Here is an 18366-nt window from a genome sequence, read left to right as displayed (position 1 = left end):
CTCATGGACGCGAACAGGCGCCGGACGCTCGCGACGGGCGCCGCCGCGGCGACGGCGGCAACGGCGACGCTGCTGGGGCTGTCCGGCTGCGGCCACGTCGTCGCCCCGTCCGGGGCCACGACGTCCCAGCCCCAGCCGCAGTCCCCACCACGGACCGGAGCCCGCGCCCGGGCCCAGGTCGCGGCCACGCCCGCCGTCAGGCCCACCATGGTCAGCGTGACCATGGACGAGTACTCCTTCTCGCTCCCCTGGCACGACCTGACCGCCGGCACCTACACGTTCCTGCTCAGCAACGCCGGCAGCGCGCCGCACGCCATGACCGTGGACGGCCCCGGCATCCCGGGCGTCGCGCAGTCCGCGACGATCCTGCCGGGGCAGCGGACGAGCCTCACCGTCACCCTCCGGCCGGGGCGTTACGAGGTGTGGTGCCCGGTGGACGACCACCGCGACCTCGGCATGGACACCGCGGTCATCGTCCGCTGACGCCCGGCCCGGGGCCGCCGGTCACCCAGGCGGTCGTGTCGGGCGGCAGCGCACCCCCCTCCACCGGCCCGCTGGCCAGCAGCAGCTCCCCCGGCGGGAGCGGCACCGCGACGGGGCCGAGGTTGGACACGCACACCAGGCCCGACTCGCGGCGGAAGGCCAGCACGCCGGCCTCCGACGGCAGCCAGGTCAGCGTGCCGTCGCCGAGCAGGTCGCGCCGCAGGCGCAGCGCCGAGCGGTAGAGCGTCAGCATCGAGTCCAGGTCGGCGAGCTGCGCCTGCGCCGTGAGCTTGCGCCAGCCCTCCGGCTGCGGCAGCCACGGCGGGGCGGACGGGCCGGGCCCGCCGAAGCCGAACGGCGGCTCCTCCCCCGACCAGGGCAGCGGCACGCGGCAGCCGTCGCGGCCCGGGTTGGCGCCGCCCGACCGGGCGAACATGGGGTCCTGCCGCACCTCGTCCGGCAGGTCCTCCACCTCGGGCAGGCCGAGCTCCTCGCCCTGGTAGACGTACACGCCGCCGGGCAGCGCCATCGCCAGCAGCGCCGCCGCCCTGGCCCGGCGCCGCCCCAGCTCCGGGTCCGAGGGGCTGCCGTGGAGCCGGCCGCCGTGCTGGAAACCGGTGTCGGCCCTGCCGTAGCGGGTGACGGGGCGGGTCACGTCGTGGTTGGACAGCACCCACGTCGGCGGGGCGCCGATCGGCAGGTGCGTGGCCAGGGTCAGGTCGATGACCCGGCGCAGCTCGGCCGGGTCCCAGGGGCAGGACAGAAAGTCGAAGTTGAAGGCCGTGTGCAGCTCGTCGGGGCGCAGGTAGCGGGCGAAGCGCTCCTGGTCGGGCAGCCACACCTCGCCGATCAGCACCCGCTCGCCCCGCTCGTCGCCGTACTCGTCGGCGATCTCGCGCCAGCGCCGGTAGACGTCGTGCACGCCGTCCAGGTCCTCGTACGCGTCGTCCGACTTGACCAGCAGCGCGGCCGAGTCGACGCGGAACCCGTCGACGCCCCGGTCGAACCAGAAGCGCAGCACGTCCTCGAACTCGCGGTGCACCTCCGGGTTGTCCCAGTTGAGGTCGGGCTGTTCGGGGGCGAACAGGTGCAGGTACCACTGACCGTCGGGCACCTGGGTCCACGCCGGCCCGCCGAAGATCGACGACCAGCCGTTCGGCTCGTCGCGGAACCAGAACCGGTCCCTGGCCCGCGGGTCGGCCAGCGCCTCCTGGAACCAGGCGCTGGCGGTGGAGCTGTGGTTGGGCACGACGTCGATGATGACCTTGATGCCGTGCTCGTGCGCCTCGGCGATGAACGCCTCCGCCTCGGCCAGGGTGCCGAAGACGGGCTCGATGTCCCGGTAGTCGGCCACGTCGTAGCCGCCGTCGGCCATCGGCGACGGGTACCACGGGTTGAGCCAGACGGCGTCGATCCCGAGGTCCTTGAGGTATCCGAGGCGGGAGCGCAGCCCGGCCAGGTCCCCGCAGCCGTCGCCGTTGCCGTCGGCGAAACTGCGCAGGTACACCTGGTAGATCGCGGCCCCCCGCCACCACGTACGCGACATGCTCATCCTTTGCTGCTCCCGGCGGTCAGGCCCGCCATGATGTGCCGTTGGAAGAAGAAGAACACGATGATCGTCGGGATCCCGGCGATCACCAGCCCGGCCATGATCGTGTTCTGCGGGACCGCTCCGGCGGTCTGCGACAGGCCGACGCTGATCGTCATCCTGTCGCTGTCGGTCATGACCAGCAGCGGCCAGACGAAATCCTTGAACGAGGTGACGATCGTGAAGATGGAGACCACGCCGAGGATGGGCCGCGACACCGGCAGGATCACCGACCACAGCACCCGCAGCGGGCCCGCGCCGTCGATGCGCGCCGCCTCGACGAGCTCCTTCGGTATGGAGTCGAAGAAGCGCTTGAGCAGGAAGATGTTGAACCCGTTGGCCGCCGCCGGCAGCCACAGGCCCCACGGGTTGTTGAGCAGCCCGAGGTCGGAGACCGTGACGTACAGCGGGATCAGCACCACCATGGGCGGCACCATCAGCGTCGCCAGCATGGCGCCGAGGACGACGTTGCCGAGCGCGGGCCGCAGCTTCGACAGGGCGTAGGCGGCGCTCACGTCCACGGCCATCGTGACCAGCCAGCCGCCCAGCGCGTAGAAGGCGGTGTTGCGCAGCAGCAGCCCGATGTCGAACAGCTGCCACGCCTCGGCGAAGGCGTCCAGCGTGGGAGCCTCCGGCACGAGGGTGGGCGGCATCCGGGCGAGCTCCTCGCCGGACTTCATCGCGCCGGTGACCATCCAGTACAGCGGGAAGACGAACGCCAGCGTGGAGAGGGTGAGCACGGTGAGCAGGACGGCCCAGTAGATCCGCCGTCCCCACCGGCTGTTGAGCTGGTGCGGCGAGACGATGGTGCGGAAGCGCACCTCGATCGGCCTGGGCCGGCGCCCTCCGCGGGCGCGGCGGGCGGACGCGCGGGCGCCGACGGAGATCATGCCGTCACCTCGCGGTCGTCCCGGGTGAGGCGGAGCTGGAAGGCGGCGAAGACCAGCAGTGCGAGCATGAGCATCATGCCGAGCGCCCCGGCCTGCCCGTAGCCGTCGCCGTAGGTGAAGGCGAACTGGTACATCAGGTACGCGACCGTGACGGTGGCGTTCTCCGGGCCGCCGCCGGTCAGCATGTACGGCTCGATGAACACCTGCATGGTGGCCACGATCTGCAGCATCAGCATGAGCAGCAGGATGAGCCGGGTCTGCGGGATCGTGACGTGCCGGATCCGGGCGAGGATGCCCGCCCCGTCGAGCTCGGCCGCCTCGTACAGCTCGGACGGGATGTTCTGCAGCGCCGCCAGGTAGATGAGCGTGGCGCTGCCCATGTTCATCCACGTCGAGACGATGACCAGCGAGATCAGCGCGGTGGAGGAGGAGTCGAGCCAGGCCAGGCCGGGCAGGTGGAACAGGCCGAGGATCTGGTTGAACAGCCCGGGGCCCGGGTCGAAGAACCACCGGAACAGCAGCACCGCGACGATCGGCGGCAGCATGACCGGCAGGTAGACGACGAAGCGCAGGTAGCCCCGGGCGTGCCGCAGTTCGTTGAGCACCAGCGCGGTGCCGAACGGCACGGCGTAGCCGCAGATCAGCGCGAGCACCGTGAACGCCAGGGTGTTCAGCCACGCCGTGCCGAACGCCGGGTCCCGGACGACGGCCGCGAAGTTGTCCAGCCCCACCCATACGGGCGGGTCCACCAGGTTGGTCCGCTGGAAGCTCAGCACGAACTCCCTGACCATGGGGTACCAGGCGAACACCGCGAAGCAGGCCAGCGCCGCGCACAGGAACCCGTAGGCCGTGAGGTTGCGTTTCAGGACGCGCACGCGGTCAGCCCTTGGCGGCCAGCAGCGCGTTGGCCTTGGCCTCCGCGTCGGCGAGCAGCTTGCCGGGATCGGCGTCCTGGCGGCTGAGCACCCCGGACATCACCACGTCGAGGATCGCGTACAGCTCCTGGGCGTGGGCGGGCTCGGCCTTGGGCGGCACGGCGGCGGCGGCCCGCACGTAGGGGGCGTAGTTCCGCACCGGGAGCGTGGCGTTCCTCTCCCGCTCGGCCTGGATCGCCCTGCCGGTGGCCGAGTCGCCGTAGACGTCGTTGTCGGGGACGCCGACGGGGTTGCCGAGGGTCTTGCCGCGGGCGAAGTCGAAGCGGCCCTTGCCGACGGTGTTGTAGCGGAAGTCGAGCCACTGGAGGGCGGCCCTGGCCTGCTCGGGGGTCGCCCTCGGGTTGATCATGAACGCCTCGCCGCCGCTCAGCGACGCCTTGGCCTCGGGGAAGCCGGTGATGCCGTAGTCGGCGACGTTGCCCTTGAACTTGTTGACCACGTCGGTGACCACGTCGGGGGCGCCGAGCATCATGCCGACCTTGCCGCTGCCCATCGCCATCATCAGCGACTCCCAGCCGACCAGCAGCCGGCTGCCCATGCTGTTGTCGCTCCAGCGCATGTCGTGCAGGGTCTGGAGCACCGCCCTGCCCTCGGGCGAGTTGAAGGCGGCCTTCTTGCCGTCGTCGGTGAGGACGGCGCCGCCGCGGCCGTACAGGGCCTGGGTGAAGTGCCAGCCGCCGGTGTTGCCGCCGGAGTACTCGCCGTAGCCGATGTGACCGGGGCCGAGCGCGGCGATCTTCCGGGCGGCCTCGCGGATCTCCGCCCACGTGGCGGGCGGGGCGTCGGGGTCGAGGCCGGCCTGGGTGAACAGCTTGCGGTTGTAGACCAGGCCGACGCTGTAGTGGACGTTCGGGACGCCGTACACCTTGCCGTCCTTGGTGACCAGCTCGCGGACGTCGGCGCGCAGGTCGTTCCAGTTCTTGATCTCGCCGGTGTACGCGGAGATGTCCATGGCCTGGCCCTTGCCGATCACGTCGGCGTAGTTGGTCACCGGCACCACGAACGCGGTCTCCATCTGGCCGCCCGCCAGCTTCGGCCCGAACGTCTTGGGGTCGAAGCAGGGCTGCTGGTCGGTGCTCTTCACCGTCACGCCCGGATGCGCCTTCATGAACGCGGCGACGTCGTCGTCCCAGGCCGCGCGCTCCTTGGGCGCGGACCTGGCGGGCTGGCAGGCCACCGTGATCGTCACCGCGGCGCCCTTCGACGCGGGCGTGCCGGGCTCGCCGGCCCCGCAGGCGGTGGCGGAGAGGCCGAGGACGGTGGCCAGTAAGAGCCCTGTGGTTCTCTGCATGGGTTCGACCCTTCTGGTGCGAGGTGCCCACACCATAGGATCGCGAACCATGAACTGCAATATCTCGACGAACTATTGCAAGATAACGACTACATCACGCACGAACTCGGGCGGTTGACGCCCGTACCACCAGTTCCGGCTCGTACAGCAGCTCGTCGGCGGGCACCACGGCCTTGTCGATCTGCGCGACCAGCAGGTCCACGGCCGCCCGGCCCATGGCGTCGATCGGCTGGCGCACGGTGGTGAGCGGGGGGTCGGTGCAGTTCATCAGCGCCGAGTCGTCGAAGCCGATGACCGACACGTCGCCGGGCACGGACATCCCGGCGCGCCGCACGGCCCGCACGGTGCCCAGCGCCAGCAGGTCGCTGGCGCAGATCACGCCGGTGACGCCGCGCGCCACCAGCCGGGCCGCCGCCGCGTGGCCGCCCTCCAGCGAGAACATCGCGCGCTCGACCAGCTCCGGGTCGCCGCCGGCCGCCTGGAACGCCTCCAGCTTGCGCCGCGACGGGACGTGGTCCTTCGGGCCGAGGACCATGCCGACGCGCTCGTGGCCGAGCGCCCGCAGGTGGGCCAGGGCGATCTCGGCGGCCACGACGTCGTCGCAGGAGACCTGCGGGAAGTCGAGGCGCTCCACCGCCGCGTTGACCAGGACGGTGGGCAGGCCGCGCTCGTGCAGCAGCTCGTAGTGCCCGTGGGCGGCGTCGGCCTGGGCGTACAGGCCGCCGGCGAAGACCACGCCGCTGACCTGCTGCTGGAGCAGCAGGTGGACGTAGTCGGCCTCGGAGACGCCGCCGACCGTGCGCGTGCACAGCACGGCGGTGAACCCCTGCTGGGCCAGCGCCCCGCCGACGACCTCGGCGAACGCCGGGAAGATCGGGTTCTGCAGCTCGGGAAGGACCAGCCCCACCAGCCGGGCCCGGTCGCCGCGCAGCTGGGTGGGCCGCTCGTAGCCGAGGACGTCGAGCGCGGTCAGCACGGCCTCGCGGGTGGCGTCGGACACGCCCGGCTTGCCGTTGAGCACGCGGCTCACCGTCGCCTCGCTCACCCCGACCTTCTTGGCCACCTCGGCCAGTCGTCGCGTCATGCGCAAATTATACGCCGGATCACGCAAATATTTGCAAGCGCTTACGTCAATCCGGCAGCCCGTCGCTCCATAGCATGTGTGGATGTTCGACATCCGCCAGTTCGAGGTCCTGCGGGCCATCGCGGTCACCGGTTCGCTGGCGGGGGCGGCCCGCCGGCTGCACTACGGGCAGCCCACGATCAGCTATCACCTCGGCGCCCTGGAGGCGCACCTGGGCGCGCGGCTGGTGGAGCGGCGTCCCAGCGGCGCCGTGCTGACGGACGTGGGGATGCTGGTGCTGGAGCACGCGGGCTTCGTGCTGGACCGCCTGGAGGCCGTGGAGGCCGACGTCGAGGCGCGCCTGAGCCACGGCGTGTCCACGCTGCGCGTCGGCGCGTTCGGCACGGCGGCGTCGCGGCTGCTGCCGGGCGCGCTGCGGCGGGCCACCGCGGGCACGGACGTGCGGATCGAGCTGACCGAGGCCGAGCCGCTGGAGCTGGTCGCGCGGACCCGCGCCAGGTCCCTGCACTGCGCCGTCATCTACGACATCGGCGGCGAGGCCCGCTACGGCGCCGACCTGCACGTGGAGGCGCTGCTCGACGACCCGTACCGGCTGCTCCTGCCCGCCCGCCACCCGCTGTCGGCGGTGGCCGGGCCCGTGGACCTCGCCACGCTGGCGGCCGAGGGCTGGATCATCTCGCGCGGCTCGTACGACCCGAGCGACCAGACGCTCTTCGCCACCTGCCAGGCCCTCGGGTTCCGGCCGCGCGTCGTGCTGCGCAGCGACGACTACGGCGTCATCCACGGCTTCGTGGCGGCGGGCGGCGCCGTCGCCCTCGTGCCCGAGCTGGCCCTGCAGTGCGGCCACGACACCGTGGCACGCGTGCCGGTGCAGGACGTCGGCGCGCGCAGCGTCCGCTTCCTCCGGCCGGCCGGTCCGCCGCCTCCGGTCGTGGAGCGCCTGGGCGCCGAGCTGCGCGCCGCGGGCCGCGACCTCCATAGGGCGTATGGAGGCGTTGTCGACAGTACGGGGATTCCGGGGCCGGACCGGCGTCGGTGAGGATGGAAGGGCCGCGGCGCCCGACCACCTCCTCTTTCGAAGGATCTGCAGCCGATGACCCGTTATGGCGCGATGTACGGCCCCGACCTCACCTTCCTCGGCGTGCCCGCCTGCGACCTGGACGAGCCCGGCACCTGGGACGACGCCCAGGCCGTCGTGCTGGGCGCCCCGTTCGACGGCGGGACCACCTACCGGGCGGGCGCCCGCTTCGGGCCCTCGGCCATGCGCCAGGCGTGCTACCTCGGCCACGACGGCGCCCGCCCGTCCCTGGCCCTGGACGTGGACGGCCTGCTCGACCTGCGCGTCAAGGACGCCGGCGACGTCATGATGTTCAGCGGTGACGCCGAGCGCTCCCACGCGGCGCTGGAGCGGGCCGTGCACACCGTCGCGGCGGCGGGCAGGATCCCGGTGGTGCTGGGCGGAGACCACTCGATCGCCCTGCCCGACGTCACCGGCGTCGCCCGCGCCGTCGGCTGGGGACGCGTCTCCGTGCTGCACTTCGACGCGCACGCCGACACCGGCGACAGCTCGTACGGCTCGCTCATCGCGCACGGCCAGCCCATGCGCCGGCTCATCGAGTCGGGCGCGGCGCGCGGCGACCGGTTCCTCCAGATCGGGCTGCGCGGCTACTGGCCGGGCCCCGAGACCCTCGACTGGATGGCCGACCAGGGCATGCGCTCGTACGAGATGACCGAGATCGTGGAGCGCGGCCTGGACGAGTGCCTGACCGAGGCGTCGCGGACCGCCCTGGACGACTGCGACGGCGTCTACCTGTCGGTGGACATCGACGTCGTCGACCCCGGGATGGCCCCGGGGACGGGCACGCCGGAGCCGGGCGGGCTGACCTCCCGGGAGCTGCTGGACGCGGTGCGCCGGCTGTCGTACGAGCTGCCCGTCGTCGGCGTCGAGGTGGTCGAGGTCGCGCCGGACCACGACCACGCCGACGTGACCGCGATGCTCGGGGGCCGGGTGGTCCTGGAGGCGCTGTCGGGCATCGCCCGGCAGCGCGCCGAACGCGACGGACGGCTGGAGCGGCGGGACCGCGGCCGGCCGCTGCTCAGCCGCTACGGCAAGGGACGAGGAGCCGAGCGCCGGCGCGCCTGAGGGCGGGTACGGACCCTCGGGCAGGGAGCCGAGCGCCGGCGCGTCTGAGGGCGGGTACGGACCCTCGGGCGGAGGGCAGAGCGCAGGCCCCGCCCGAGGGAGGGTGCGGACGCGCGGGCGAGGCGTCAGCGGCGTCCGGCGACCGGCCGCTCCGGGCCGCCGGTGATGAGGCGGTGGCCGGACGGGCTCATCGAGCGCAGGAACAGCCGGTCCGCGCCGGGCAGGGCGGCCAGCCGGATCAGCCAGTCGCGCGCGGTGATGCGCAGGCCGCTGGAGGGCGCCATCCACTCGACGAAGCGGCGGCCGAACGCCTGGACGTCCTCGATCACCGGCCGCATGCGCGCCTCGTAGCGGGCCAGGGCCGCGGGCACGCCCTCACCCGCGGAGCCGGTCAGCTCGTCGGCGAGGACCCGGGCGGCGGCCATCGCCATGGACGCCCCGTGCCCCGCGAACAGCGACACGGCCTGGCAGGCGTCGCCCAGCAGCACCACCCGGCCGGCGCTCCAGCGGTCCAGGACGACCTGCGTGACCTGGTCGTAGTACAGCTCGTCCGGGATGGCGCGCAGCGCGCCGGGCAGGATCCAGCCGAGGCCGCCGTAGCGCTCGCGCAGGACGGCGGCCGGGTCGGCGGGCAGGGCGGGGTCGGGCTCGCGGCGCAGGAACAGCAGGGCGAGCCGGTCGTCGCCCAGCGCGTACGCCCCCGCCATGAGGCCCGGCACGGTGAGCATCCGGTACCGCCGGCCCACCTCCCGGCTGAGGTCCGCGTCCCTGAGCAGGCAGGCGGCGACATGGTGCCCCAGGTACCGCGGAGAAGGCGCGCTTCCGGTGGCCCCGTCGCCGAAGGCGAGGTCGCGGACGCGGGAGTGCGCTCCGTCCGCGCCGACCAGCAGGTCCACCTCCGTGGCGGTGCCGTCGGTGAGGGTGACCGTGACGCCGTCGCCGCCCTGCTCGACCCCGGCCACGCTGGTGCCGTAGCAGATCGGCGCGGCGGTGGCGTCGTGGATGATCCGCGCCAGGTCGCCGCGGAGCAGGCTGACGACGCTCCGGAACGCGGGGGGCGTGGTCAGGCGGCTGGTCACCCGCCCGTGGCGGTCGAGGTAGCTCAGCTCGTCGATCGGGTGGCGGGCCTCCTCCAGCCGGCCGGTCAGGCCCATGCGGGCGGCCACCTCCTGGCCGGGCCCGTAGAAGTCGATCATGTAGCCGCCGTCGCGGAAGGCGGGCGCGCGTTCGACCACCTCCACCCGCCAGCCCGCGCGTTCCAGGTGCCAGGCCAGGGTGAGACCGGCGATGCCGGCGCCGCAGATGAGGGCTCGCACCGCGTCACTCCTTTCGCAGCATGCTCCGCAAGGGCCGGGCCAGGGCGGCGAGGTCGAGCCGGGGATCGAGGCCGCGGTGCAGGATGAGGCCGTCGACCGCCGCGCCGAGGACGGTGGCGGCCGCCTCGGGGTCGGCGGCGCCGTGGTCCGCCAGCCAGCCGGCCAGCCTCGCGCGGAAGTCGGCCACCAGCTCGGCGAACTCGTCGCGCAGCCGGGGGATCCGGCTCGCCGCGAGGTAGGTCTCCGCGACGAGCAGCGAGGCGGGGTCGGCGCCGTCGTAGCGCGCCATCTCGGCCAGCATCCAGTCCAGCCCGGCGTCCAGGTCGGGCCGCTCGGCCAGCTCGCGGACGAACCGGTCGAGCATCGCGCGCGTGAAGCCGGCCGACGCCGCGATCAGCAGGTCGGTCACCGAGGCGAAGTGGTAGTGCACCACGCCCGGCGCGACCCCGGCCCGCTGGGCGACCATCCGGGTCGTCACGGCGTGCCAGCCGGCCTCCCCGATGAGGGGCACGGCCGCCTCCAGCAGCCGCCGGCGGGTCGCCTCGCCGCGGATCGCCGCCGCCTCTCCCATGCCCGGCTCCTTTTCTGGACGTACGCCTTGGGTGAGCGTCTTGGACGTTTGCCCAAAACGCTAGCACGCCAGGCGATCATCCGGAACCGGGGCCCTCAGAGGAGGTTGACGAGGAGGACGTACACGGTGGTGCCGATGCCGACGCTGAGGATCGTCCGGCGCCCGGAGAGGAGGTGGACGCCCGCGGTGACGGCGACCGCGAGCAGCGCGTACAGCGTCGTGTGCGGTTCGGCGGCGATCGCGCCGCGCAGTGAGGTCACGGCGAGGATGCCGAGGATGCCCACCGGCATCCACAGCGCCAGCCGCCGCACGATCGCCGACGTGCGCAGCGTGCGCAGCACGGCGAAGGGGACGGCGCGCAGGGCGAAGGTGATGCCGCAGGCGATCGCGAGGACGGCGGCGAGGTAGGCGGCGCTAGGCATCGACGGTCTCCGTGGCGGCGCGGGAGGCGGTCTCCGTCATGGCGCGGGACGCGGTCTCCGTCGTGGCGCGGGACGCGGTCTCCGTCGTCGCCACGTGGGACGCGGTCCGCGGGGCGGCGTGGCGGCCGGTGGAGCCGCGGCCGGCCGCGGCGCGGCGGGCGATGAGGGCGTGACGGGCCAGCAGCAGGGCCACGAACAGCAGCAACGCGGTGAACAGGGCGATCGGCGGAGTGAGGACGAGCGCGAGCGTCACGCTCGCCCCGGCGAGCACCACCGACGGGATGTCCTCGCGGGAGCGGAACGCGTCCAGGGTGAGCACGGTGAACAGGGCGCACAGGGAGAACTCCAGGCCCTTGACCGGCGCGGGCAGGGCCGAGCCGACGGCGACGCCGACGAGGCCGCCGCCCACCCAGTAGGCCTGGCTGGCGATCTGCATCGCCAGCAGGCGGGGGGCCGAGCGCTGCGACTCGGGCAGCGAGGCGCTGACGGCGTACGCCTCGTCGATCATCGCGTACACGGAGTACGTCTTCGCCAGCCGGCCGCGGACGAGGTGCAGCGGGAAGGAGAAGGCGTAGAAGACGTGCCGGAAGTTGACCACCAGGACGGTCAGCGCGACCGCGGCGAGCGGCGTCGCGGCGGCGACCATGCCCACGAGCAGCAGTTCCATGCTGCCGGCGAACGCGGCCACGGACAGGGCGGGGGCGAACCACGCGGGCAGGCCGGCCTGGAGGACCAGCAGGCCGAGGGCGATGCCCAGCGGGAAGATCCCCAGCCCCGCCGAGAAGGAGTCGCGCACCCCCGCGGCGATCTGCTGCCGCCGGGTGACCGGCGCCGGGCTGGGAGCCGGCGCGGCGATCTGGGGTGAAATGTCGGTTTGCACACCCCTATGGTCCCGCAAAATCCCCGCCATTTGGTTGCGAAAATTGCTCAGCAGCCCGCCCGTACGGCAATCTTTGTGGCGTGGACGCGCTGGACAGAGCAATCATCTCCGAGCTGGAGCGCGACGGGCGGCTGACCAACGTCGAACTCGCCCATCGTGTGGGGCTCACGCCCGGGCCGTGCCTGCGGCGGGTGCAGCGGCTGGAGGCCGAGGGCGTCATCCGCGGCTACCGGGCCGTGGTGGACCCGGCCGCCGTGGGCCGCTCGTTCGAGGTGCTGGTCGACCTCACCCTGGACTCCCAGGACGCCGAGACGGTCGCCTACTTCGAGCAGACACTGGCGCGCGCCGAGGAGGTGCTGGAGCTGCGGCGGCTGTTCGGCAGCCCCGACTACTTCGCCCGCGTGGCCGTCGCCGACCTGGCCGCCTACGAGGCCTTCCTCAGCCGGTACGTCATGACCATCCCACGGGTGAGGAACATCAACTCGCACTTCACCATGAAGAACATCAAATCCGGCCGAGAGGCCCGATGAGGCAGCCTCGCAAAGCTCATCAACACCCCCGAAACCGCCTGCTACGTTGCCCCGCATGATGCTTCGTATCGCGCTGTCGGCGCTCGCGGCGGCCTGCGTGCTCGCCGCCCCCCTGCCCGCCCACGCCGACGACCCCGCCCCCGAGCCCGGCTCCGCCCTCGACGCCGAGGGGCTCTCGCTCGGCTGGGAGCTGCGGCCGACGGGGGTGACCGCCCGGCTGCGCGGCCTGTCCCCCGTCAGCCGGGACGTCGCCTGGGCCTCCGGCAGCGAGGGCGCCGTGCTGCGCACCGCCGACGGCGGGCGCACGTGGGAGCGGGTTTCACCGCCCGGCACGGAGACGCTGCAGTTCCGGGACGTGGAGGCGTTCGACGCGCGCCGCGCCGTGGTGCTGTCGATCGGCGAGGGCGGCGACTCGCGCGTCTACCGGACCGACGACGCCGGACGCACCTGGACCGAGACGTTCAGGAACGACGAGCCGAAGGCGTTCTACGACTGCATGGCCTTCTTCGACGCGCGGCACGGGCTGGCCATGAGCGACCCCGTCGACGGCCGGTTCCGGATCCTCGCCACCGAGGACGGCGGCCGGAGCTGGCAGGTGCTGCCGCCGGCCGGCATGCCCGAGGCGCTGCCCGGCGAGGCCGGTTTCGCCGCGAGCGGCCAATGCCTGGTCACGGCGGGCGGCCGGGACGCCTGGCTGGCCTCCGGCGGCGCCGAGCGCTCCCGCGTCTTCCACTCCGCCGACCGCGGACGCACCTGGACCGTGGCCGACACCCCGATCCCGGCGGGCGACCCGGCACGCGGGGTGTTCGCGCTGGCCTTCCGCGACCGGCGCCAGGGCCTGGCCGTGGGCGGCGACTACCGTACCGGCCAGCCGTCGCCGGCGGCGGGCGCGCTCAGCGACGACGGCGGCGCCACCTGGCGCGGCGCCGCCACGCCGCCTCCCGCCTACCGGTCGGGCGTCACGTGGGTGCCGCACCTGCCGTTCGCGGCCATCGCGGTCGGCCCCTCCGGCAGCGACGTGACGCTCACGGGCGGCAGGACGTGGCGGACGTTCGACACGGGCTCCTTCGACACCGTCTCGTGCACGCCCGACCTGTCCTGCTGGGCGTCCGGGGAGAACGGCCGCGTCGCCCGCCTCGCCCTGCGGCGGCCCTGACCCGCGCCTTCCCGCGGTCCTCCCGGACGGCGGCCCACGCCCGGTTCAGTAGCCGACGGCGGCCCGCGCCCCGTTCAGTAGCCGGCGGTGAAGCGCCGCTGGACGAAGCGGGGCAGCTCCGCCTCCTCGACGAGGGCGACGGCGGCGTCCTCGAAGGAGATCCGGCTGCGCCCTTCGGCGTCCAGGACGGGCTGGTCGCCGCCGACCCTGAACCGGCCGGTGCGCCGGCCGGGCAGGATCTCCTCGGCCGGGCTGAAGTAGGTCCACAGCCGGTTGGACGTGCGCAGGACGTTCAGGGCGTCCCGGTGCCCGCGCACGGCGGCGGCGTACTCCCGGGGCAGGCCGAGCTGGTCGAGGCTGGCGTGCAGGAGCTCGTCGGAGTCCGCTCGCGTGAGGCCGGGCTCGATCTCCAGGCTGCCGGCGCCGCCGATCACGATCAGGCGGGTCCGGGGATGACTCTCCAGCGCCTTGAGCAGCGCCCGGGCCGCGGTGGCGTAGACCGTGGGGTCGGCGATCGAGCGCGACACGGTGTCGGCGAAGTCGCGGGCGGCGTTGCCGGGCTGGTACCCGCTGATCAGCACGTCCAGTCCGGGCAGGACCGCGGCGATGCTCCCGGCGTCGAGGACGTCGACGGTCCTCCAGACGATGTTCTCCCTCTCCTCCTCGATCCCGGTGGCGTCGCGGGTGAGCGCGGTGACGTGATGCCCCCGCTCCAGGGCTTCGGTGACGACACGGCTTCCGATGCCGCCCGTGGCTCCGATGATGCCGATGTGCATAAGTCTCCCCTTGTTGTCTGCGTGGCGTGAGGAGACTATACGCCGTGAAGTTTTTGTACGGCAATGAAGTACGGTGACGCTGTAGAGTGATGGGCGTGGTGAGCACGGGAGGACGCCGCGAACGGCTGCGGGCCGAGACGACGGCGGAGATCAAGCGGGTCGCGCTCCAGCTGATGGCCTCCGGCGGGCCCGACGCGATCACCTTGCGGGCCATCGCCCGCGAGATGGGCATGACCGCCAACGCGATCTACGGCTACTTCGCCACCCGCGACGACCTGGTCACCACGCTGATCAACGAGGTGTACACCGCGCTGGCCGACACCGTGGAGGCCGCGTGGGCCCAAGCCCCCGCCGGGCGTCCGGCCGGCCGGATCCAGGCGTGGGCGCGGGCGTTCCGGGGGTGGGCCCTGGCCAATCCCGAGGGGTTCCGCCTCATCTACGGCGATCCGGTGCCCGGCTACGAGGCGCCCGAGGGCGGCGCCGCCCCGGACGCCGCGTACCGGATCTGCACGGGGATCGCCGCCCTCGCCGACGCCGCCTGGCCGCACGCCGAGCAGCTGCACGCGCGCAGCGGCTTCCAGTGGTCGGACTTCGACGACGGGCTGCTCGGCAAGGTCCGCCCCGCGTTCCCCGACCTGCCGCCGGCCGGTGTCGCGCTCGCGCTGCGCATCTGGGGCCACCTGCACGGCCTGGTGTCGCTGGAGATCTACGGGCACCTGCGCACCCAGACCGTCGACCCCGGCAAGCTCTTCCAGGAGGAGCTGAACCAGCTCGTCCGGTCGCTGGGCATCGACCCCGGGGAGTGACGGGCCTCAGGAGCCGAGCGGGTGTCCCGTCGTGGCGTCCACGTGGCCGGGGATCGCGCCGTCGCGGCGGTCGCCCACCGAGGACGTCCCGGTGCGCTCGAACATGAGGATGGCCGCCCCGCCGGGAGCCGACGGCTTGTGCTCCGTGCCGCGGGGAACCGTGAAGACCGCCCCGCGGGCGAGCCGGACCGTGCGTTCCCCGCCGGGCTCGCGCAGGGCGATGGACAGCTCGCCGTCGAGCACGAGGAAGAACTCGTCGGTCTCGTCGTGGACGTGCCAGACGTGCTCGCCCTCGACCTTGGCGACCCGGACGTCGTAGTCGTCGACGCGGGTGACGACGCGGGGGCTCCACAGGGCGTCGAACGAGGCGAGCGCGCTGCTCAGAGCGATGGGTTCGGTGGTCATGGGCCCATCCTGGCGGTTGGCCCGCGCCCGGCGTGAGTGCTAGGAATCGCATATGGCGCAAGAAACCTCGCACGCCGCACCGCACCGCGTGGTCGTGATCGTGGACCAGAACTCCAACCCCTTCGAGCTCGGCTGCGCGACCGAGGTCTTCGGCCTGCGCCGGCCCGAGATCGGGCGTGACCTGTACGACTTCCGCCTGTGCTCCCCCGAGCCGCGCACGCTGATGCGCGACGGGTTCTTCACGCTCACGGGGGTCGCCGGGCTGGAGGCGGCGGCCACGGCGGACACCCTCATCGTCCCCAACCGGCCCGACGTCGAGGTGCCGCGCCGCCCGGCCGTGCTCGACGCCGTCCGCGAGGCCCACGCGCGCGGGGCCCGCCTGATCGGCTTCTGCAGCGGCGCCTTCACCCTGGCCGAGGCCGGGGTCCTCGACGGCCGCCGGGCCACCGCCCACTGGCAGTGGGCCGACGCCTTCCGGGCCCGCTTCCCGTCGGTCCGGCTGGAGACGGACGTGCTGTTCGTGGACGACGGCGACATCCTCACCGCCGCGGGCAGCGCGGCCGCGCTCGATCTCGGGCTGTACGTGGTACGCCGTGACCACGGCGCGGAGGTCGCCAACTCCGTGAGCCGGCGGCTCGTCTTCGCCGCGCACCGGGACGGCGGTCAGCGGCAGTTCGTCGAGCGGCCCGTGCCCGACATCCCGGACGAGTCGCTGGCGCCGCTGCTCGCCTGGGCCCAGGAGCGGCTGGACGAGCCGCTCACCGTGGCCGGCCTCGCCGCCCGCGCCGCGGTCAGCCCCGCGACCCTGCACCGCCGCTTCCGCGCGCAGCTCGGGACCACGCCGCTGGCCTGGCTCACCGGGGAACGGCTCGCGCTGGCCTGCCGGCTCATCGAGCTGGGCGAGGCGCGCTTCGAGACGGTCGCGCGGCGCAGCGGCCTGGGCACCGCCGCCAACCTGCGCGCGCTGATGCGCCGGGAGACCGGGCTCACGCCGCTGGCGTACCGGCGCCGCTTCGGCGCAGAGCCGGCGCCGGGCCGGCGCTGATCCCGGCCTCGGCACCCGCGCCGATCCCGGCCTCCGCGCCCGCATCCTTCCTGGCCTCCGCGCCCGCGCCGATCCCGGCCTCGGCGCCCGTGGCACCGCCGTCGCCCCAGCCCTTCCTCCGTCCGCCGGGCGGCATCCCCCTGCCAGGGACCAGCGGCACGGCGAGCAGGGGCGCGGCGGCGGCCAGGGCGTACATGGTCTCCCAGTTCCAGGCGGTGACGACGAGGGGGATGAGCAGCGGCGTGAGGAATCCCGTGCCGAACACCGTCGTGCCGAGCAGCCCCAGGGCCGTCCCCGCCCTGGACGCGCCCGCCATGGCGGCGATCTCGGTGTAGGCCACGCCGTGCCAGGACTGGGCCAGCAGTCCCGCCAGGGCGAGCGCGGCGACGACGACGGGGGTGGGCGCGCCGGTGAGCACGGCCGCGCCGGCCATGGCGATGCCGCTGAGGACGCCGATGCCGCGGATGTACGTACGGCGGTCGCCGCCCCGGTCGGTGCGCCGCCCGGTCCACACGCGGGCCGCGCCGCCGCCGAGCTGCGCGATCAGGACGGTGGCGCTGGCCAGCGCCGCGCCCTCGCCCTTGACGTCGTGCAGGAAGATCGCGGTGAAGGAGAGCACGGCGAACTGCGGCACGGTGAGCAGGGCCCCGGCCAGGGCCAGCCGCCAGACGTCGAAGCGCGACAGCGGCGAGCGGCCATCTTCCTGCACGCCGCCCTCGGCCGGGCCGCGCGAGGTGGGCGGCTCGTGCAGCCAGCGCCAGGTGGCCGCCGCCGCCAGCAGGCACAGCGCGGCGGGCGCGGCGTAGACGGCGCGGAAGCCGTACGCGCCGGCCAGCCAGGGCAGCAGCGCGACGCCCACAGCCCCGCCCACGGGGATCGCCGTCTGCCGCACGCTCATCGCCAGCCCGCGCTCCCCCGCGGCGAACCACGTCATGATCGCCCGCCCCGACGCGCCGTTGACGCTGCCGCCCAGCGCCCCGGCCAGCAGCAGTCCCGCGCCGAGCGCCACCGCGCCCGCCCCGTCGCCGGGCGTGACGGCGGCGGCCATGACGGCCATGAGCGCACCTGTGGCCGTCAGCCCGGTCAGCAGCACGCGCCGGTCGCCGAACCGGTCGGCGAGCAGCCCCCAGGCGATGTCCGACACCGCGATGCCCAGACCCAGACAGGCCAGGATCGCGCCGAGCGCCCCCGTGGACAGGTGGTAGCCGGCGCGCATCGCGATCCCGGTGACCGGGATCCCGGAGAACATCGCCGAGAAGCTGCCCTGCGCCCCCACTCCGATGGCCAGCACCACCCATCGGTGTCGCGGCCCGTACCGGCGCGCGCCCTCCACCATCCCCAACCTCCAAGAAGTAACCCACATCGGCGGTTACTCAACCTTGGCAGCGGCACAACTAACCTGTCAATCCGGTTATCATGGGGTGGTGGACTTCACCTTCGTCAGCGGCAACGTGGGGCTCGACCTGGCCGGCACCGTGGGCCACCGGCGCGGCGCGCGCATCGACATGCTGGCCACGCCCGGCGACCTGGCCCGCTGGACGCTTGCCGCCGGCCTTCTCGACGCCTCGCCGGAGGTGAGCGCGGACGACCTCGCCGGGGCCCTGGCCCTGCGGGAGGCGATCTACCGGCTGGCCACCGCGGCCCGCACGGGAGCACCGTTCGACCCGGCCGACCGGGAGACGCTCAACCGGGCCGCCGCGACGGCGCCCGTGGGCGTGCTGCTCGGCGAGCACGGCCTGGAGCGCCGCGGCGACCTGCGGGCCGCGCTCTCCACCGCCGCCCGCGCCGCCGCCGAACTGGTGGGCGGGCCGCAGGCGGGGCTGATCCGCGAGTGCGAGGCCGCCCCCTGCACGCGCCTGTACGTGGACACCTCCCACCGGCGTACGCGCCGCTGGTGCGACATGCGCGGCTGCGGCAACCGCGCCAAGGCGGCGGCCTTCCGCGCCCGCGGCAAGACCACCCACTGACGGCGCCGCGATCACGCCGGCCGCGGCGCGGCGGTCACGCCGGGAGCGGTGCCGCGGTCATGCCAGGAGCGGTGCGGC

20 protein-coding genes are annotated in these 18366 nt (G+C 73.8%); 8 read left to right on the top strand and 12 right to left on the bottom strand.

The annotated features are described in order from the left end of the window. Positions 1-3 precede the first annotated feature (3 nt). Complete coding sequence (locus HT134_RS18330; RefSeq protein ID WP_175601576.1) at positions 4-483, top strand: cupredoxin domain-containing protein; 480 nt, start codon at positions 4-6, stop codon at positions 481-483. On the opposite strand, the gene HT134_RS18325 is transcribed toward HT134_RS18330, so the two are convergent. The 5 genes from HT134_RS18325 to HT134_RS18305 form a co-directional block, all read right to left on the bottom strand. Further along, positions 470-2029 (bottom strand): glycoside hydrolase family 13 protein, encoded by a 1560-nt coding sequence (locus tag HT134_RS18325; RefSeq protein WP_175601575.1) that lies wholly within the window; start codon positions 2027-2029, stop codon positions 470-472. The two genes, HT134_RS18330 and HT134_RS18325, sit on opposite strands and share 14 nt — an antisense overlap. Before the next feature lie 2 nt (positions 2030-2031). Further along, on the bottom strand, positions 2032-2961 hold the full coding sequence (locus HT134_RS18320) for a carbohydrate ABC transporter permease (RefSeq protein WP_175601574.1): 930 nt from the start codon (positions 2959-2961) through the stop codon (positions 2032-2034). Continuing rightward, on the bottom strand, positions 2958-3836 hold the full coding sequence (locus HT134_RS18315) for a carbohydrate ABC transporter permease (RefSeq protein WP_175601573.1): 879 nt from the start codon (positions 3834-3836) through the stop codon (positions 2958-2960). The genes HT134_RS18320 and HT134_RS18315 overlap by 4 nt, the downstream gene beginning before the upstream one ends. Positions 3837-3840: 4 nt before the next feature. Beyond that, a complete protein-coding gene (locus HT134_RS18310; RefSeq protein WP_175601572.1) occupies positions 3841-5187 on the bottom strand; it encodes an ABC transporter substrate-binding protein in 1347 nt (448 codons plus the stop codon). Positions 5188-5281: 94 nt separating this feature from the next. Then, complete coding sequence (locus HT134_RS18305; RefSeq protein WP_175601571.1) at positions 5282-6271, bottom strand: LacI family DNA-binding transcriptional regulator; 990 nt, start codon at positions 6269-6271, stop codon at positions 5282-5284. Positions 6272-6353: 82 nt separating this feature from the next. Here HT134_RS18305 and HT134_RS18300 point away from each other — a divergent pair, with 82 nt between their 5' ends. Then, positions 6354-7310, top strand: coding sequence for a LysR family transcriptional regulator (locus tag HT134_RS18300; protein ID WP_175601570.1), 957 nt, complete (start codon positions 6354-6356; stop codon positions 7308-7310). Positions 7311-7364: 54 nt separating this feature from the next. Next, positions 7365-8414 carry an agmatinase gene (gene speB / locus HT134_RS18295; protein ID WP_175601569.1) on the top strand — a complete coding sequence of 350 codons (1050 nt, stop codon included), beginning with the start codon at positions 7365-7367 and terminating at the stop codon, positions 8412-8414. A gap of 125 nt (positions 8415-8539) precedes the next feature. Here speB and HT134_RS47665 read toward each other — a convergent pair whose 3' ends face one another. From HT134_RS47665 to HT134_RS18275, 4 genes are all read right to left on the bottom strand, one after another. After that, the gene (locus HT134_RS47665) at positions 8540-9730 is read right to left on the bottom strand and encodes an FAD-dependent oxidoreductase (protein ID WP_175601568.1); all 1191 of its coding nucleotides are present in this window, start codon (positions 9728-9730) and stop codon (positions 8540-8542) included. 4 nt (positions 9731-9734) lie between these two features. Next, positions 9735-10301 (bottom strand): TetR/AcrR family transcriptional regulator, encoded by a 567-nt coding sequence (locus HT134_RS18285; RefSeq protein WP_175601567.1) that lies wholly within the window; start codon positions 10299-10301, stop codon positions 9735-9737. A gap of 95 nt (positions 10302-10396) precedes the next feature. Next, positions 10397-10723, bottom strand: coding sequence for a branched-chain amino acid transport AzlD family protein (locus tag HT134_RS18280; RefSeq protein ID WP_175601566.1), 327 nt, complete (start codon positions 10721-10723; stop codon positions 10397-10399). Then, a complete protein-coding gene (locus HT134_RS18275) occupies positions 10716-11603 on the bottom strand; it encodes an AzlC family ABC transporter permease (RefSeq protein WP_217707988.1) in 888 nt (295 codons plus the stop codon). Before HT134_RS18275 ends, HT134_RS18280 begins: the two co-directional genes overlap by 8 nt. 80 nt (positions 11604-11683) lie before the next feature. Here HT134_RS18275 and HT134_RS18270 point away from each other — a divergent pair, with 80 nt between their 5' ends. Continuing rightward, on the top strand, positions 11684-12133 hold the full coding sequence (locus tag HT134_RS18270; protein WP_175601564.1) for an Lrp/AsnC family transcriptional regulator: 450 nt from the start codon (positions 11684-11686) through the stop codon (positions 12131-12133). A 55-nt stretch (positions 12134-12188) separates the two neighbouring features. Beyond that, positions 12189-13289: a WD40/YVTN/BNR-like repeat-containing protein gene (locus HT134_RS18265; protein WP_175601563.1), complete on the top strand. Its 1101-nt coding sequence runs from the start codon at positions 12189-12191 to the stop codon at positions 13287-13289. A 74-nt stretch (positions 13290-13363) separates the two neighbouring features. Here HT134_RS18265 and HT134_RS18260 read toward each other — a convergent pair whose 3' ends face one another. Next, a complete protein-coding gene (locus tag HT134_RS18260) occupies positions 13364-14065 on the bottom strand; it encodes an NAD(P)-dependent oxidoreductase (protein ID WP_175601562.1) in 702 nt (233 codons plus the stop codon). A gap of 95 nt (positions 14066-14160) precedes the next feature. Here HT134_RS18260 and HT134_RS18255 point away from each other — a divergent pair, with 95 nt between their 5' ends. Continuing rightward, positions 14161-14871, top strand: a complete 711-nt coding sequence (locus HT134_RS18255; RefSeq protein WP_376768096.1) for a TetR/AcrR family transcriptional regulator — start codon at positions 14161-14163, stop codon at positions 14869-14871. A 6-nt stretch (positions 14872-14877) separates the two neighbouring features. On the opposite strand, the gene HT134_RS18250 is transcribed toward HT134_RS18255, so the two are convergent. Further along, the gene (locus HT134_RS18250; protein WP_175601560.1) at positions 14878-15276 is read right to left on the bottom strand and encodes a cupin domain-containing protein; all 399 of its coding nucleotides are present in this window, start codon (positions 15274-15276) and stop codon (positions 14878-14880) included. A gap of 52 nt (positions 15277-15328) precedes the next feature. On the opposite strand from HT134_RS18250, the gene HT134_RS18245 reads away from it, so the two are divergent. After that, a complete protein-coding gene (locus HT134_RS18245; RefSeq protein WP_175601559.1) occupies positions 15329-16321 on the top strand; it encodes a GlxA family transcriptional regulator in 993 nt (330 codons plus the stop codon). Here HT134_RS18245 and HT134_RS45700 read toward each other — a convergent pair. Continuing rightward, positions 16263-17657 (bottom strand): MFS transporter, encoded by a 1395-nt coding sequence (locus HT134_RS45700; RefSeq protein WP_175601558.1) that lies wholly within the window; start codon positions 17655-17657, stop codon positions 16263-16265. The genes HT134_RS18245 and HT134_RS45700 overlap by 59 nt on opposite strands. 88 nt (positions 17658-17745) lie before the next feature. On the opposite strand from HT134_RS45700, the gene HT134_RS18235 reads away from it, so the two are divergent. Then, entirely contained in the window at positions 17746-18288 is a 543-nt protein-coding gene (locus HT134_RS18235; protein WP_175601557.1) for a CGNR zinc finger domain-containing protein, read from the top strand. Positions 18289-18366 lie beyond the last annotated feature (78 nt).

This window comes from Nonomuraea rhodomycinica (genome assembly GCF_013363995.1).
GTDB lineage: Bacteria > Actinomycetota > Actinomycetes > Streptosporangiales > Streptosporangiaceae > Nonomuraea > Nonomuraea rhodomycinica.
The sequence above is the reverse complement of the archived record's forward strand: the minus strand, read 5'-3'. Positions and strand labels throughout refer to the sequence as shown.

Excerpts from the sequence above, each read along its gene's own strand:
- HT134_RS18280 (WP_175601566.1), bottom strand. The coding sequence starts at position 10,723 with ATGCCTAGCGCCGCCTACCTCGCCGCCGTCCTCGCGATCGCCTGCGGC.
- HT134_RS18310 (WP_175601572.1), bottom strand. The coding sequence starts at position 5,187 with ATGCAGAGAACCACAGGGCTCTTACTGGCCACCGTCCTCGGCCTCTCC.
- HT134_RS18305 (WP_175601571.1), bottom strand. The coding sequence starts at position 6,271 with ATGACGCGACGACTGGCCGAGGTGGCCAAGAAGGTCGGGGTGAGCGAG.
- HT134_RS18325 (WP_175601575.1), bottom strand. The coding sequence starts at position 2,029 with ATGTCGCGTACGTGGTGGCGGGGGGCCGCGATCTACCAGGTGTACCTG.
- HT134_RS18285 (WP_175601567.1), bottom strand. The coding sequence starts at position 10,301 with ATGGGAGAGGCGGCGGCGATCCGCGGCGAGGCGACCCGCCGGCGGCTG.
- HT134_RS18300 (WP_175601570.1), top strand. The coding sequence starts at position 6,354 with ATGTTCGACATCCGCCAGTTCGAGGTCCTGCGGGCCATCGCGGTCACC.
- HT134_RS18265 (WP_175601563.1), top strand. The coding sequence starts at position 12,189 with ATGATGCTTCGTATCGCGCTGTCGGCGCTCGCGGCGGCCTGCGTGCTC.
- speB (WP_175601569.1), top strand. The coding sequence starts at position 7,365 with ATGACCCGTTATGGCGCGATGTACGGCCCCGACCTCACCTTCCTCGGC.
- HT134_RS18245 (WP_175601559.1), top strand. The coding sequence starts at position 15,329 with ATGGCGCAAGAAACCTCGCACGCCGCACCGCACCGCGTGGTCGTGATC.
- HT134_RS45700 (WP_175601558.1), bottom strand. The coding sequence starts at position 17,657 with ATGGTGGAGGGCGCGCGCCGGTACGGGCCGCGACACCGATGGGTGGTG.
- HT134_RS18330 (WP_175601576.1), top strand. The coding sequence starts at position 4 with ATGGACGCGAACAGGCGCCGGACGCTCGCGACGGGCGCCGCCGCGGCG.
- HT134_RS18250 (WP_175601560.1), bottom strand. The coding sequence starts at position 15,276 with ATGACCACCGAACCCATCGCTCTGAGCAGCGCGCTCGCCTCGTTCGAC.
- HT134_RS18260 (WP_175601562.1), bottom strand. The coding sequence starts at position 14,065 with ATGCACATCGGCATCATCGGAGCCACGGGCGGCATCGGAAGCCGTGTC.
- HT134_RS18320 (WP_175601574.1), bottom strand. The coding sequence starts at position 2,961 with ATGATCTCCGTCGGCGCCCGCGCGTCCGCCCGCCGCGCCCGCGGAGGG.